The sequence below is a fragment of the Clostridium sp. KNHs214 genome, assembly GCF_000744935.1.
In the GTDB taxonomy this organism is placed as follows: domain Bacteria; phylum Bacillota; class Clostridia; order Clostridiales; family Clostridiaceae; genus Haloimpatiens.
Genome location: NZ_JQMW01000013.1, coordinates 345263 through 361845, shown reverse-complemented (window position 1 = coordinate 361845; position 16583 = coordinate 345263). Strand labels below are relative to the sequence as shown.

Below are 16583 nucleotides of genomic sequence, written 5' to 3'. Positions count from 1 at the left end.
TGTAAGTGACAGTTTTTTTAGGGTATAATAATTAGAATAATATGTATAGGAGTTGATAATATGGCGGCTTCAATTAAAGACGTAGCGAGAGAAGCAGGCGTATCAATTGCAACGGTATCAAGAGTTTTGAATAATATAAATGTGGTAAATGAAGAAACAAAGAAAAAGGTATTAGAGGCAATTGATAAGTTACAATACAGACCGAATATTGTAGCTAGAAGTTTAAAAACACAAAGAACCAGTACTATAGGAATGATAATTCCTGATATATCTAGCCAATTTTATCCAGAGATAGTAAGAGGCGCTGAGGACGTTGCTAATATATATGACTATAACATAATGCTTTGCAATACGGACTTGGATTTAGAAAAAGAAATAAACTACTTAAGAGTTCTTAGGGAAAAGATGGTAGATGGAATACTTTATATGAGTAGTTCCCTGCAGCCTAAAATATTAGACTTTATAAAGGAATTGGGAATTCCAATGGTTCTAATAGAGAATACAGATAAGGAAAAGAATTTTCCAAGCGTTTCCATAGATAATGAAGGTGCAGCTTATGATGCAGTAAATTACTTAATTAAAAATGGAAATAGAAAAATAGCTTACATAGGAAATAAAGATGATGAAAATAACATAACATCTATGAGATATGTAGGATATAGAAAAGCTATTGAAGAAAATGAACTAAAATCTGAAAAATCTCTTATTTACTCTGGTGGATTAAAGGTAGAAGATGGGTATAAGGGAATGATAAAGATATTAGAAAATGAAAATGTGGATGCAGTATTTTGTGGTAGTGATGAATGTGCTATAGGAGCTATAAATGCTTTGAGAGAAAAGGGTATAAAAGTGCCAGAAGATATAGATGTAATGGGATTTAACGACATATATGAAGCATCAGTATTTTATCCTAAGCTAACTACCGTAGCACAACCAATGTATGATATGGGCTCTGTCGGTATGAGAATGTTAATTAAAATTATTAATAAACAGAAGATGGAAGAAAAAAATTATGTACTGCCTTATCAGCTAATAGAAAGAGAATCGTGTAAAAAGCAAAAATAAAAGAGAAGCTAATGCTTCTCTTTAAAATTTTATATTTTAACCATATTTTAACCATATTGAAACTATTTATATATATAATTATATATACAGTGTATAATTAAAATAGAAATTTAGGCACATTCAAATAAATAATAAGTCAGTATGCTAGTCTATCTTGCGTCATACTGCGTCAACAGAACCCCCGATAGTTCTACCAAAGGCGGAACCTGCTTCATCGTCTGACACAAAATGTACCGTTATTTTTGACTTGTTATTTCTTTTCATGTACCTTAGTGTTTAATTTTTATTAAATTTTATTAGAATAAAAAGAAAAAATGCTAGTATAAATAAAATAAGTTAAAAATAGAATTTATATAATTTTAGTTACGAGAAGGATGTGGACAATCCATGAAACGAAGAAAAAGTTTTTTTATATATCTTATAGATGTAATTTGGTTAATTACCTTAGCTGCAATACTGTTAGTGATTACTTATTTTAAGAGAATATTATGTAAGCCAATAGATATTTTTAAAACAATGCTAAATATTTAAATAATACTTATTTTAAAAAAGTTCTATGGTTATTTTAAAATTTAAATCCTCTTCTTTTTTAAGATAAAATAGCTTATTGTTTTCCTTCGCAATAGGAATAGTATCATAAAATCCGTTAGTAGGCTCTAAGGCACAATTGTAATCACCTCTAAAACCGCCTTCAGTGACCCAAAAACCTAAATAAGGAAGGGCATCTTTGTTGAAATTTATTTTGTATGTTATGTCTTTATTAGGGTAATAAACAGAGCAAATCCCTTCTTTTAGAATACTATAAGCATAGTATTTTTCTGTATTATTTAAATTTTTTCTACCTACTTTATTTAAATTATAAATCTCTCCTTTTGGAGTTGTTGTTTTAGGATAAGGATGAATAGAGTTTAAATCACCTAAATTAACACTTTTATGCACGTTTATTATTTCTTTTGTTCCCTTTGGAAAGTTGATTTTCATTTCTTCTTCGCAGTTTATTAAACAGTGCATAGCCCATATGCATGGTATAGGTAAATTACCGGTATTTTTAATATTGTAATCTATTGTTAAAACTCCTTCTTCTAAATAAAGAGTTTTCATATATTTATAAGGTAATATGGTACTGTTAAAACTTAAGAAAACTCTATTATTTTCTATTTTATAATCAAAGGATGAGCTCCAAACTTCACCATGATCAGGATATAAGATTTCTTTGTTTCCATATACAACTCTACAAGGATCTATTGTGGGAAAAGCGTCATCAAAACCAGAGGCATCAAATTTTTCAAAGGCAGAATTTAATGCAGCTTTTTCATAGCTTTTAAATTTATTTTGAAATAAAAGTTCAAATTCTTTTTTCTTATGATATAGGGAAGCTATTTTCCCACCTATTTCAGGTAGAACAACCACTCTCAAATCATCATCTTCCAAATATATACCTTTGGTGTTCATGAATTTTTCAATATGAATCATATAGCACCGCTGCTAATAATACATAAAAATTTATATAGGAAAAACCTATAATTTTACAGCAGCGTTCACCTCCTATTTGTATATTGTAATATATGATTATCCTACAAAAAATATTAAATTACTTTAATTATGAAATTTATCTGGAATGATTTGCATAAGAAGCAAGGAAAATATTTAAATTTATTGTTCAGAGCTCTTATGCAAGTCATGGAGGAGAAATTTCATAATTCCACCGCATTATACCTTTTTGTGCTTTAATCAATATATCAATTGAGTTATTTTATTTTGCATATCCATTTGGATGAGTTTTATGCCATTGCCAAGCAGTATCTATTATAGTTTCTAAGGAATTATATTTAGGATTCCAATTTAACTCTTCCATAGCCTTTTTTGAAGAAGCTATTAAGGTTGCAGGGTCTCCAGCTCGCCTTTTAGTTATTTCAGATTTTATTTTAACTCCCGTTACTCTTTTGCAAGTTTCTATAACTTCCTTTACGGAAAAACCTTCTCCATTTCCTAAATTGTAAATTTTACTTTCCCCTGTACGTTTAAGTCTTTCTAAAGCTAGAAGGTGTGCAGATGCTAAATCGCTTACATGTATGTAATCTCTTACACAAGTGCCGTCTTTTGTTGCATAGTCATCTCCAAAAATACTTACTTTTTCTCTTGTACCTAAAGCAGCTTGAAGAACTATAGGAATTAGATGACTTTCAGGATTATGATCTTCTCCAATTTTGCCATTAATATGGGCACCAGCGGCATTAAAATACCTAAGAGCTGTGTATTTAATACCATAAGCATTATCACACCATTTTAAAATTTTCTCTACAGCTAACTTAGACTCTCCATAAGGATTAGTAGGATAAGTCCTATCATTTTCTAATATAGGAATATTCTCTGGCTCACCGTAGGTAGCAGCAGTGGAAGAAAATACAATGTATTTAACTCCAAAATTTTTCATAGCAGTTAATAGGTTTATGGTGGAATACACGTTATTATTAAAATATTTTAGTGGATCTTTAACACTTTCTCCAACTAGTGAATCAGCTGCAAAATCAATAACGCCTTCTATAGAGTTTTCCTTAAAAACTTTATCAAGAAATTCAGAATCTCTTAAATCTCCAATGTATAATTTACCACCCAATAAGGACTCCTTATGTCCTTTTTGTAGATTATCTACAATAATTACTTCTTTATTATTTTCTAAAAGGTGAGCAACCATATGGCTGCCTATATATCCTGCACCGCCACAAACTAAAATAGACATTAATATCCCTCCATTTCATTTAAGAAAACCTTTTCTATAACTATATTATCATAAAAATCACTATTTTATCAACTTTTATTGAAGTTCACAGAAAGAATATATTGAGACATAATACATTGAAGAAAATCTGATTTTAATTCCGTAATAAATGTGTAATTTGGGACTGTTCACAATACGCCAAGAACTTCTAAATGTCTCACAGTTAAAGCCCCTAAAGCTTTCAAACTCGCTTTTTACATTGCTCAAATAATGAAAGCTTCTTAACGGGTCTTTAACTGTGAGACATAAGAAGTTCTAAGGCTAGTTCAATAGTCCCCAATTACACATTTATTACTACATTAAAATCAGATTTTTAGTTTAATAGGAAAAAGCTATAACTGTTTCATTAAATGGAGTAGTTATAGCTTTTCTTTAAGGGCTTAAAATTTTTTTATTGGCGATAGCCAGCCTAAATACGTAGGCATGATTAGGATTTATATAAAAATATATAACTTTAATTGTTAGATAAATAAGAACTTGTAGATAAGTAATAAGTAATAGGTAATAGATAAGAAGTAATACCTCTTACCTGGTCTAAATTACAAATTCTGATTTGTACAAACAACTGCCTTACGGCAAAATGAATTGAATTTTAGTTATTATTTTATTTTAATAGGTACCATATAACTTTTCGAAAGGCTCCGCCTAAAAAATATTATGAACGCCTTTCTATTTATAAATTAAAGATTTTCCATAGCGAAGCGGAGGAAAATCATCCTTTAGTCAGCTGTGTTCCTCCTCTGATAGCTTATGCATGAACCGAAAAATCTGTCTTTAAGGTAACAATAAATATATTTTCTTAGGCTATTGAGCTAGCTTTAGAAATTCTTTGTTTTCAAATTTCAATGCCCGTTAAGAAACTTTCATGTTTGAGCGTCGTCAGAAGCGAGTTTGAAAGCTTTAGGGTATTGAAATTTGAAAACATTAGAATTTCTTGGCGTATTGCGAACAGTCTAGAAAATATATTTATTGTGGACTTAAAGACAGATTTTTCTTATTGCACTTTCTTCACAATCTTCTTATGCTATGGCATATTGAAAAATACAATATATATGTGATAATATAGTATTATATTGAAAAGGTTTTCCCGAGGGAGTGATTAAAGCGATTACTATAGAAGATGTAGCTAAAGAGGCAGGAGTTTCTATAACTACTGTGTCTAGAGTGATAAATAATAATTATCCGGTTAAAAAAGAAACCCGTGAAAGGGTAGAAAAAGCCATAGAAAAACTCAATTTTGTACCAAATCACATGGCAAGAAGTTTGATAACCAAAAAAACTTATACAGTGGGAGTAGTGGTTCCTGGTATAACAAACTTATTTTTCCCAACCATAGTTGAAAATATAGAAAATATAATAAAAGATCAAGGGTATAGTATATCTTTGTGTAATACCGGTGGAGATTATAAGGAAGAAAAGAAACTTGTAAATAATCTAGTACAAAGAAAGGTAGATGGAATTATAGTAATAGATCCTTCAATTAAAAATTTAAAAAATAAATTTTATAAGGAAATTTCATCTAGCATACCTTTATTAATTATAAATGCATTAGGTGAAGATTATAAATTGAATTATGTAAGTTATGATGAAGAAATAGGTATAAAACAAGCATTAGAATATCTATATAATTTTAATCATAGAAAAATACTTTTTATAAGAGGTGAACAAAGCTCTTCCTATGATTTAAGAGAAAAAATTTACATGGAATTTCTAAAGGATAAAAACATTGAGTATAGTAAGGTAATTACTGTTGAAAATGGGAATAGCATGTATGCTTCTGAAAATGTTCAAAAGGCTATTGAAAAGGTTCTATTGATGAAAGATAGGCCTACAGCTATATTTGCTTGTAATGATATAATGGCTGTAGGGGCTATGAATTGTTGTAGGAATTTAGAAATAAAAATTCCAGAGGAGATATCTATAATCGGTTGTGATAATACTTTTATTTCAAATATAACAAGTCCTAAACTTACTTCTATTGATTTGGGAATAATGTCTGTAGGACAAATTGCGTCAAATGAAATGTTAAATATGATGAAGAATGACAGCAATGTAAGAAGAAAAATCATATTGGACACAAAATTAGTTATTAGGGAAAGTTGCAAACAAATATAAAGCTTGTTAACTAGGGATGCCACCACTGTTATTTTTACATATAGGAGATTCAGTCTTGGTGTTTCTAAACATGGTATAATGTTATGCTTTAGCAAAGGATCAATTAAGTCTAGCTTTGAAAGGTGTGATTTTGAAGTTAGACTTTAAAAATAATAAAACAGAAAAGGTTTTCTAAAGGGGGAATTTTATATGGCAGAATTAAGATGGAATCCATTGTTAAAAGATTGGGTAATGGTGGCTTCACATAGACAAAATAGACCTCAAATGCCAAAGGATTGGTGTCCATTTTGTCCAGGTTCAGGAAAGGTTCCAGAGGAATATGAAGTTTTAAAATATGATAATGATTTTCCAGCACTTATGGAAAATCCACCAGAGCCAGATAAAGTAGGATCAAACGTTAACCAAGAAAACTTAGGGACAGGTATAGAAAAACTGGGAGCAGGTGTAGAAAACTCAGGGACAGGTATATATAAAACAAATAGGGCTTATGGAAAATGTGAGGTAATATTATATTCTCCAAAGCATACAGTAACTCTTCCAGAATTATCAGTAGAACATATAAGAAAGTTAGTGGATTTATGGTGTGAAAGATATACTGAATTAAGTAAAGATAAAAAAATAAAATATATATTTAAATTTGAAAATAGAGGAGAAGAAGTAGGTGTAACTATGCCTCATCCTCATGGACAAATATACGCTTATTCAAAGATGCCTTTGAAGATAAAGACTGAATTAGAATCTTGCAGAGAATATTATGAAAAAAACAATGAATGTTTAATATGTAGAATGAACAAAGAGGAAGAAGAATTTAAGAAAAGAATAATAGTTGAGAATAGCAGTTTTGTAGCATACCTACCATTTTTTACTGATTATCCTTATGGCATGTTTATTGTGAGCAAAAACCACAAAAGTGCTATGATTCACTTTACGGATGAAGAAAAGAATGATTTTGCAGATATATTGAAAAAAGTTACAGGTACTTTTGATGCATTATTTAATAAAAAATTTCCATATATGATGTGTATACATCAAGCACCAGTAAACTCACCTGAATATGGAAATTATAATGATTATTATCATTTCCATGTGGAATTTTATACTCCTCTAAGGTCTGAAAATAAAATAAAGTATTATGCATCATCAGAAATGGGAGCATGGGCAGCATGTAATCCAAGAGCTGTGGAGGAATGTGCAGAGGAACTTAGAGAAGCTTATAAAAGATATTTAAAGAATTGCAAATAAAATTTAAAAGAGTTTTTAAATAACAGGATGATTTAGCATTAAGGGGTGAGTTAAATGGAGTTAAGAGAATTAAAGAAAAAGTTTCAAAATATTTATGGTGCTGGAGAAATGAGAGTTTTCCATTCTCCAGGAAGGGTGAATTTAATAGGTGAGCATATAGATTACAATGGCGGCTATGTATTTCCTTGTGCCATTGAGCTTGGAACTTATGGTATTGTTAGGGAGAGATGCGATAATAAGATAAATTTTGTATCCACTAATTTTAAGCTTAAGGTTGAGACAAATGTAGATGAGTTAGGGTATAGAAAAGAAGATGATTGGGCTAATTATCCCAAAGGTGTTATCAGTATAATGAAGAATAAGGGATATAAAGTAGGCGGCATGGATATTTTAATAAGCGGAAATATACCTAATGGGTCAGGATTATCATCTTCAGCATCCTTAGAACTTTTAATAGGCGAAATGATTAATAGATTATTTAATGAGGGAGAAATTTCTAAAATAGATTTAGTAAAAATAGCGCAGGAAGCTGAAAATAAGTTTGTAGGAGTAAACTGTGGTATAATGGATCAATTTGCAGTGGGCATGGGTAGGGCTAGTAAAGGTATTTTATTAAATTGTAATACACTGGAGTATAAGTATGCTCCAGTAGATTTAAAAGATTATACATTAGTTATAATGAATACAAAAAAGAGAAGAGAACTAAATGAATCAAAATATAATAAAAGAAGAGAAGAATGTGAAAAGGCTCTGGAGATAATTAAAACTAAAAAAAATATAAAATACCTATGTGAATTAACACCTGAAGAATTTACAAAAGTTAAAGAAATTATAGAGGATGAGGATACAAGAAAAAGAGCAGAACATGCAGTATTTGAAAATTACAGAGTAAAGGATGCTTTTAGAAAGTTATCAGAGGGGAATTTGCAGGAATTTGGGAAGCTTTTGGTAGAGTCTCACAATTCGCTTAAGAATTTATATGAAGTTACAGGAAAAGAGCTAGATACCATAGTATATGAAGCATTAAAAATAGAAGGATGTATTGGCGCACGAATGACAGGAGCTGGTTTTGGAGGTTGTGCAATAGCTATAGTTCATAAGGATGATATTACTAAATTCATGGAAAAATTGAAAGAAAACTACTTCTGTATAATAGGGTACTATCCTGAATTTTATGTTACAGGAATTGGAGAAGGAAGTAGAGAAATTTAATTTATATAGAAAATAAAAAGTATGAGATTTAGTTGAAATTTAAAGAAGTTGATAATAGAAAGTAATAAGGTACATGAAAATAAATAACAAGTCAAAGATGCAGGTATATTTTGTGTCAGACAAGGAAACAGGTTCCGCCGCTAGTAGAAATATCGGTGGGCTCCGCTGACGCAGTGTGACGCAAAATAGACTAGCATACTGACTTGTTATTTATTTGAATGTGTCTAAATAGGACTTATGTCCTATTTTATTTTTTTTATAGCAGTTATACTAGAATTTATAGAGGTGATAATTTTATGAAATTACTTAATGATAAAAATTTAATGAAACATTATATAGATAAATTTCAACTAGATACTATATTTGATAAGGATATGTTTTCGTATATGAAACTTTTTCTTTGTGAAAAAGGAGAGATGATTTGTAAAATTGGTGATGAATTAGAGTGGATATACTTTTTGGTTAAAGGAAAGCTTAAAGTATTTAATTTACTTTTAAATGGCAAGTCTACATTGTTAAGATTTAGTACTCCGTTATCAATAGTGGGTGATTTAGAGTTATTTAAAAAATATAAAATTAAAAATAATGTAGAGGCCTTAAATGAAGCTATTATAATAGGGATTAAGGCAGATGATGTAAAAAAATATGCTAGCGAAGACAGCCTTTTTCTAAGATTTGTAATTGAAAATTTAAGCCACAAACTCTATACATTTTCAAATTTATCAGCTTTAAATCAAGCTTATCCTTTTATAAATAGGTTTGCCAGTTATTTAATAGCCATAACATCTGATGAAAATAACAATAAATTAATTGATGAAATAAAAACTAATAATTTAACTGAGCTAGCGAATTTTTTTGGAGTTAGTTATAGACATTTAAATAGGGTGATTAAGGATTTATGTGACAGTGGAATTATAAAGAAAAATAATAAAGAAATAGTAATATTAGATTATGAGAGATTGAAAGATATGTCTGGGGGGCATTACGAATAGGTATTAGATATTATTATTATAAGTTGACCCAAGTAATAGTAGGGAATATCCATAAAGCTGTTTATACAAATTTATGGATGTTCCCTATTTATAGAGGTGTTTTTTATATTCCTGCTACACTTAAATCAAACATTTGAACAGTTTTGGGACCTATAAAGCCATTAAATTGCTGAAGTTCTTTAGATAAATACATTTCCTTATGAACTTCATTTATATTTCCAGATAGGGAGCCACCGGTTATAGAAATAGTTTTTTCTCCATCGAAATACCAACCTAGTCTAATTTCTCCTCCGAAATCTCCAGTTAGAGGATTAAGCTGGAAATCAGAGAAAGATACTAGTTCAATGTAAGGTGATTTTTTTAAGTCTTCTATTGTTTTAGAACCTCCTAAAAATTCCATATTATTAATAGAACCTGTGGTAGGTTGGTTTAAATAGTAGCTGTATCTACTGCTTCCGTGGTACTTGTTTAATACTCCATTTTCTAGTATGGTAACTTTGTCTAAAGCTACACCATCTTGATCATAAGGTACGGAAAAGATTGAGTTTTTCATTTTAGGATCTAAAACCATATTAATAGTGTCACCCTTAATATTTTCTCCCTGTATCTTTTGGTTTATTTTCCACTGAGATATTTGGTCGTATACAGCAGAAACATTAGATCTAGCAAAATAGTAGCTGAATAGTTCTTTTACTGGAGAACCGGTTAATAATACTGTATATTTTCCGGATTTAACAGTAGTTGTTGCCAGGGCTTTTTCTCTTGCTAATTCCAACATTTCTTTAATATTTCCAGATATAAATTCTTCATCAAAATCAGAGAATTTAATAAATTTGTAAAGTTCAATTTCTTCTCCTGATTCTTTCCAATTAACTATGAATTCTAACTCACCTTTGTATTGTTCATAATTTATGTCTATTCCTTCTGAATTAACTATTCTGTTGTATATTTTATTTAAGAATAATTCACAGGAATTTATGCAGCCTTTTTCATGATTGTCATATTTAAATATTGCGTCTGTAAGTTTAGGAATCCAATAGGAGAGTTCGTGAGAAGCAAAACTCGAAATCATCATATTAGAAATTTTACCTGATGCTTTTGGAAGAGGATAAAATTCATTTTTGATAAGACTTGCAGAATAAGCAGCATCTTGGAGTATATGCCCTATTTCCTCTTCTGTCATAGTAGGATATATATTACAGGTAGAAGAACCTGTAAACTTTTTACCATCTTCATCAAAGTTTTTATATACTGTTACATTAAAATAGTGGATTTTTTTGCTTCTATCCATATGAAGTTCTTTTTTTATAAAGAACAACTCTACAGATTCTGTAACACTTTCTATTATTTTATATCCACTTATATCTTTATCCGATAAGATATTTTTTATAGTATTAATCATTATCCTAACCTCACTTTCGCCTTAATATATGGTCCTCCACAGGATACTTTTACGTATTCTTTATAACCTTTACCGCAAGCTCCAGACCCCTCTAATTCCACATTTTTTGAAACCATAGAAATAGATTTTAAAAGGTCTGGAACATAACCTGTCAATATAACAGGAGATACTAATCTTCCTGTTAACTTACCATCTTTTATTTCTCTTCCCAAGGTAACCATGCATTGAATACCCCAGTTTTTAGGATCTTCCATTCCACTGCTCGGACATTCTAATAAAAATCCATATTTTATAGATGATATCATGTCTTCTAAATTATCATTTCCGCTCTCGAAAAATGTATTTGTCATTCTTGCATAAGCTTTTCTTTCAAAAGATTCCCTTTTACCGTTTCCACTAGATTTAATATTTAATTTTAAAGCAGATAGGGTGTCAGAAAAACCACTTTTAAGTATTCCTTTATCTATAACTATAGTGTCACCGCCTAAAACTCCTTCATCATCAAAAAGATAGGAAGAAACCTGGTCACAGCTTCGAGAACCATCGTGCATGGTCACAAGTGAGGACGCTACTTCTTTATTCATGTATTCCTTTGCTTTTGCTCTATTTTTAACGAACATATCCATTTCTACTCCATGTCCAAAAGCTTCATGAGCTATAATTCCTGAAACTGAAGGAGCACATATTACCTCATATTCACCAGGTTTCACAGGATTAGAATTTAATAGTTCTACAGAGGTATCAACTACAAGTTTAACTGCAGCTTTCATTTCATCTAAAATTTCAAGTCCCTTAAGACCTGAGAAGACTTTGTAATAAAATTTTGTCTTTGAATCTTTTCTAGCAATGCTAGCAAGAGTAGCTTCGCTCCATATATAGGATTGTTCAAGATCTTTATCCGAAGATATGAATATTTTAGATACCTTTACAGATTGAAAGCTTACTATAAAGTCTAAGATAAATTCTGAAAGAACTAGAGCTTCATCTTTTATAGAACTCATTTTTTCTAGTATTTCTCTATTACTCATAGAAGAAAAATCCAAATTTACATTTCCATTAAAAGTTTTTGTTAACTTCTCTTCTTTAATTATTGGGTAAGGAGAAATTTTTGTTTTTAAATTTTTTAAATTATTTAATTGATTATCTAGTGTTTTTATCATGGACTTTGCCATGTGTTCCACATTATTATCTATTTGATTAAATGATAGTTCTGAGTAATTTATTCCATTGTGTACTCTTAACACAAAACCTCTTTCATTCCAAAAAGAGTCATTTAAATTTGTACTAGTTCTTCTTATATTAAAGGCTTTTCCAGAGGTATCTGAACCTAAAATAGATACATATTTATAATGTTTTGAAAGAATTGATACTAGTTGTTTTATTGTTGGTTTACTTTTAGTTAAAAAATTTGATAATTGAACTTTCATTAAGCCCCCTCCTTTATTTTGATATTTGTAATAGGTACTCATAAGACCATTGTATTACTGGTAAATATGAAATACAACAAATATATGTAAAGTTAACAAAAAACTATAAAATTTTTAAATATTGTATTTATGGACTGAAGTAATGTACGTAAAGGTGAATATTACTTCAGATATTTAGAATAAGGGCTATTTTATATAGTTGCACTATGATGAATATCAACAAATTACTTATATTCTATAATTGTATGATAAAATATAATAAATGATTATTCCACAATAAGTATTACATTGCTTGAATTATGAAATTTCTCTGGAATGACTTGCATAAGAAGCGAAGGAACTATTTAAATTTAATTTTAGAAATTCTTCTTTTAGACAGATAAAATTATCGTAACCCTTAAAAGGACGCCAGGCTAGCGAACCTGAGGCAGGACGCTGAATGTGAGCGTTAGATAATTTTATATGGCTAAAAGATTAGAATTTCTTAAATTAAATTTATTGTTCCTAGCTCTTATGCAAGTCATGGAGGAGAAATTTCATAATTCCATTACATTCTACCTTATTGTGGGTTAATCAATAAATATATTAACTACATAATGATCGGTGGTGCTATTTTGATACATGGTGGAGATATTTATACAAATGGAGTATTAAAAGGAGTGGAGCTTATAGATTTTAGCTCTAATATAAATCCTTTGGGAATACCAGAAAGTTTTATAAATAATATAAATGAGGCTTTAAATAATTGTACAAGGTATCCAGATATAAAATATAGGGAGATTTTAAAAAGCTTAAGTGATTATACAGGTGTAAATGAAGAAAATTTTCTTCTTGGAAATGGGGCTGCAGAAATAATAGATTTATGTATAGCTTGTTTTAAAAGTATATTGATAGTTGTGCCTTCATTTGCAGAATATGAGATTGACGGGAAAAAGCATGGGTGTAAAGTAGAGCATTCTTATTTAAAGAAAGATGATATGAGCTACGACTATGATGATATACTAAAAAAAATTCCATATGTAGAGGCTTTAGTAATTGGAAATCCTAATAATCCTAATGGAGGAATAATTAATAAAGATAAATTTAAAAGCATATTAGATTTCTGTGAAAGAGAAGATAAAACCATAATTATAGACGAAGCTTTTATAGAATTTGTAGGAGATAATGAAAAAAGTTTTATAAAAGAATTAGAGAGTTATAAATGTATATTTATTATAAGAGCTCTTACAAAATTTTTTGGTATGCCTGGTATTAGGTTTGGGTATGGTATAAGTAAAAACAAAGATTTACTTGAAAATATAAGTGAAAAGCAAAATCCTTGGAATATAAATTGTTTTGCAGAAACTGCTGTTAAATATGTTTTAAAGGATACAAAATATATAATGAATTCTTTAATGTGGATAAATAGTCAAAAAAAGTTTCTTACAGAGCAGTTAAAAACTATAGAATTTATAGATAAAGTATTTACAACTAATGCTAATTTTTTATTAGTTAAGCTTAAGGGAATTCATTGTAATAAGCTTTACGATTATTGTTTAGAGAAAGGGCTTTTAATACGTAAATGCTCTAATTATAAGGGATTAAATGAATATTATGTTAGGTTTGCAATAAAAGATAAGAGTAGAAATGATATATTAATTAGTATATTAAAAAATTTTTATACAGATATTTTATTAAATTTATAAATAACTATTAAAGTTTTCAGATTTGTATTATAATTAACATGGTGAAAAAAATTTAATAAATTAATAAGTTTAGGTGCCAAGATAAAAATTGGTTAAAAGGGAATGTGGTTAAATTCCACAACAGCCCCCGCTACTGTAATAGTGGACAAATCTCTAAAATCCACCGGTCATACGGCTAGGGAAGGAAGAGAGGAGGACGATGCTAGAGTCAGGAAACCTGCCTAAATTAATAAACAAGGCTTTCGGAGGGAAGGTACTTTTGAAGTTTAAGATGGTAATTTCAACAGTAGTTTTCTTGGAACTACTGTTTTTTTATTTATACAAAAATTCTTATATTATACCTAAGAAACATGGTTTGAGTTTTTTAAACTATTGATTTTAGTACTGTATAGAATATAGTTAAAAAATAAAATCCCAGCTTTAGTAAAAGCAGGGAAACAAAAATAAATGAAGGGAAATTAAATTTTTATTATATTTAAATCGATAAAAATGTTAATTCTAATACTATTATTGATATGAATACGATGCCTATGAATGGAACTATGTTAAAGGATTTTTTTATAGAGGATTTTTTCATGCGAATCACTTCCTATAAATTACTTGTTAATTTAATTATATTATAAGTAATATAATTAAAAGTTAAAAAACAGTTACAATCACACAAAATATACCAGTATCTTTGACTTGTTATTTATTTTCATGTACCTTAATGATATTTAAAATAATCTGTTACAATACTCAATTATCAATAAAGGTGAAATTAATTTTAAATTTAGAGCTTTAGGTCTAAGATACTATTAATTATTTAGGCATTTGCTAATTTTTTCGATTATGAACATGGGGGAAGATATATTATGTATTTTAATTTTTTAGATGTACTAATAGCTGTAGCTATAGATTGGCTAATAGGGGATCCCTATGGCTTTCCACATCCAGTTATATACATAGGTAAGTTTATAAGATTTTTAGAAAAGGGATTTAGAAAAATTTCTAAAAAGCCTGGGCAGTTAAAGTTTTTTGGTGGAATTATTGTTATATTAGTAGCAGGAACAAGTTTTGCTATTCCTTATTTCATTTTAAAGTTTACGGAAAAGATGCCATTAATTCATCATGGATTAAGTATATTAATATTATGGACAACCATTGCATGTAAATGTTTGAAGGAGGAAGCAATGAAGGTTTATAAGGCATTAAAGAATAAGGATATTGAAGACGCCAGATTAAAGCTTTCATATATAGTGGGAAGAGAGACTAAACATCTTTCTGAAGATGAAGTTATTAGGGCAGATGTGGAAACAGTAGCTGAAAATACTGCTGATGGGGTTATAGCTCCTTTGATTTTTGCTATGATAGGTGGAGCTCCTTTGGCTATGATGTATAAGGGTATAAATACTATGGATTCTATGCTTGGATATCTGACCAAGGAATACAAGGATATTGGTTATTTCCCAGCTAAGGTAGATGATGTATTTAATTTAATTCCTGCAAGGGTTACAGGAATTTTGATGTGTATTGTTTCTCCTTTAGTAGGAGGTAACATAATAAAGTCTTTCAAAATAATGATAAGAGATAGAGAAAATCACAAAAGCCCTAACTGTGCATACCCAGAAGCAGCTGCTGCAGGTGCTATGAGAGTTCAACTTGGAGGGACAAATACATATTTTGGTGAAGTTATATATAAACCAACTATTGGTGATAAAATAATAGATTTAACTAAAGAACACATAGTTGAGGTTATAAAACTTATGTATTTTTCTGAGATACTTTTATTAATAATTTATGTTGTAGTAGGGGTGGTATTTAGATAGATTTAGCTAGACCTGTCCCTAGGGTTTAACCGGCATTTAGTTAGCGGCTTAGCCAGATCTGGTTCCTGAGGAGTTCAGAAATTTAACTAAATTTAACTATACCTGTCCCTGACTATTTTTAAATTTATTAATATAGTATTGCCGATAGGAATGTTTTTTTACAAAATCAATAGTTCTAAAACATAGGAGGTTTAATTATGAAAGATTATATAAAAATTCCAATGGATATAGAAAAAAGAAGTTTTGAAATAATAGGGGAAGAGATGGGAGCTCATAATTTTAATGAAAGAGAGATTCAGATAATAAAAAGAGTTATACATACTACAGCAGATTTTGATTATAAAGATTTAGTTTATATAAGACCTGGAGCTATAGATGAAGCGTTAAAACTTTTAGAAAAAGGTATTACTATTTATACAGATACAAAGATGGCGGCTTCAGGAATTAATAAGAGGGCTTTAGAAAAATTGAATTGTAAAGTTATTAGTTATGTAAGTAAAGATGGAATGAGTGAAATAGCTAAAAAAAGAGGTATTACTAGGTCTATGGCAGCAGTGGAGAAGGCTGTGGAGGATGGAGTAGAATTCTTTGTATTTGGAAATGCACCAACAGCACTATTTAGGTTGAAGGAAATGATTTTAGAGGGAAAATCTAAGGCTAAGTTTATAGTAGGTTGTCCTATAGGATTTGTTGGTGCAGCAGAGTCTAAGGAAGAAGCAGAAAAATTAGATGTGCCTATGATTACTGTTAGAGGAAGAAAAGGAGGCAGTACAGTGGCAGCTTCTATAGTAAATGCTTTAATGTACATGCTTATAGAAAGAGAATAATAAGAAAGCAAGAAATAAGGTGTGTAACT

Annotated in this window: 12 protein-coding genes and 1 riboswitch; of the genes, 8 read left to right on the top strand and 4 right to left on the bottom strand. The window is 29.5% G+C overall.

From position 1 onward, the window contains the following. Positions 1 to 60 precede the first annotated feature (60 nt). A complete protein-coding gene (locus CC89_RS17190) occupies positions 61 to 1065 on the top strand; it encodes a LacI family DNA-binding transcriptional regulator (protein WP_035294277.1) in 1005 nt (334 codons plus the stop codon). A 543-nt stretch (positions 1066 to 1608) separates the two neighbouring features. On the opposite strand, the gene CC89_RS17185 is transcribed toward CC89_RS17190, so the two are convergent. Continuing rightward, entirely contained in the window at positions 1609 to 2538 is a 930-nt protein-coding gene (locus tag CC89_RS17185) for a DUF5107 domain-containing protein (RefSeq protein ID WP_035294276.1), read from the bottom strand. 280 nt (positions 2539 to 2818) lie between these two features. Then, entirely contained in the window at positions 2819 to 3805 is a 987-nt protein-coding gene (gene galE, locus CC89_RS17180) for a UDP-glucose 4-epimerase GalE (protein ID WP_035294275.1), read from the bottom strand. Positions 3806 to 4939: 1134 nt separating this feature from the next. Here galE and CC89_RS17175 point away from each other — a divergent pair. The 4 genes from CC89_RS17175 to CC89_RS17160 all read left to right on the top strand — a co-directional run bounded on the left by CC89_RS17175 (position 4940) and on the right by CC89_RS17160 (position 9405). Then, positions 4940 to 5959: a LacI family DNA-binding transcriptional regulator gene (locus tag CC89_RS17175; RefSeq protein WP_286161386.1), complete on the top strand. Its 1020-nt coding sequence runs from the start codon at positions 4940 to 4942 to the stop codon at positions 5957 to 5959. Between the two features lie 189 nt (positions 5960 to 6148). Then, positions 6149 to 7201 carry a galactose-1-phosphate uridylyltransferase gene (gene galT / locus CC89_RS17170; protein ID WP_035294273.1) on the top strand — a complete coding sequence of 351 codons (1053 nt, stop codon included), beginning with the start codon at positions 6149 to 6151 and terminating at the stop codon, positions 7199 to 7201. A 54-nt stretch (positions 7202 to 7255) separates the two neighbouring features. Next, complete coding sequence (locus tag CC89_RS17165; protein WP_035294271.1) at positions 7256 to 8413, top strand: galactokinase; 1158 nt, start codon at positions 7256 to 7258, stop codon at positions 8411 to 8413. Between the two features lie 296 nt (positions 8414 to 8709). Further along, positions 8710 to 9405 carry a cyclic nucleotide-binding domain-containing protein gene (locus tag CC89_RS17160; protein ID WP_035294269.1) on the top strand — a complete coding sequence of 232 codons (696 nt, stop codon included), beginning with the start codon at positions 8710 to 8712 and terminating at the stop codon, positions 9403 to 9405. A gap of 103 nt (positions 9406 to 9508) precedes the next feature. Here CC89_RS17160 and CC89_RS17155 read toward each other — a convergent pair whose 3' ends face one another. Together CC89_RS17155 and CC89_RS17150 are read right to left on the bottom strand one after the other, a co-directional pair. After that, the gene (locus CC89_RS17155) at positions 9509 to 10807 is read right to left on the bottom strand and encodes a metallopeptidase TldD-related protein (protein ID WP_035294268.1); all 1299 of its coding nucleotides are present in this window, start codon (positions 10805 to 10807) and stop codon (positions 9509 to 9511) included. Next, the gene (locus tag CC89_RS17150; RefSeq protein WP_035294267.1) at positions 10807 to 12234 is read right to left on the bottom strand and encodes a TldD/PmbA family protein; all 1428 of its coding nucleotides are present in this window, start codon (positions 12232 to 12234) and stop codon (positions 10807 to 10809) included. The genes CC89_RS17155 and CC89_RS17150 overlap by 1 nt, the downstream gene beginning before the upstream one ends. A 614-nt stretch (positions 12235 to 12848) precedes the next feature. On the opposite strand from CC89_RS17150, the gene CC89_RS17145 reads away from it, so the two are divergent. From CC89_RS17145 to CC89_RS17135, 3 genes are all read left to right on the top strand, one after another. After that, positions 12849 to 13919, top strand: coding sequence for a pyridoxal phosphate-dependent aminotransferase (locus tag CC89_RS17145; RefSeq protein ID WP_035294266.1), 1071 nt, complete (start codon positions 12849 to 12851; stop codon positions 13917 to 13919). A gap of 54 nt (positions 13920 to 13973) precedes the next feature. Further along, positions 13974 to 14158, top strand: a riboswitch (cobalamin riboswitch). Positions 14159 to 14773: 615 nt separating this feature from the next. Further along, positions 14774 to 15727: an adenosylcobinamide-phosphate synthase CbiB gene (gene cbiB / locus CC89_RS17140; RefSeq protein WP_035294264.1), complete on the top strand. Its 954-nt coding sequence runs from the start codon at positions 14774 to 14776 to the stop codon at positions 15725 to 15727. 197 nt (positions 15728 to 15924) lie between these two features. After that, positions 15925 to 16554 carry a precorrin-8X methylmutase gene (locus CC89_RS17135; RefSeq protein ID WP_035294261.1) on the top strand — a complete coding sequence of 210 codons (630 nt, stop codon included), beginning with the start codon at positions 15925 to 15927 and terminating at the stop codon, positions 16552 to 16554. Positions 16555 to 16583 lie beyond the last annotated feature (29 nt).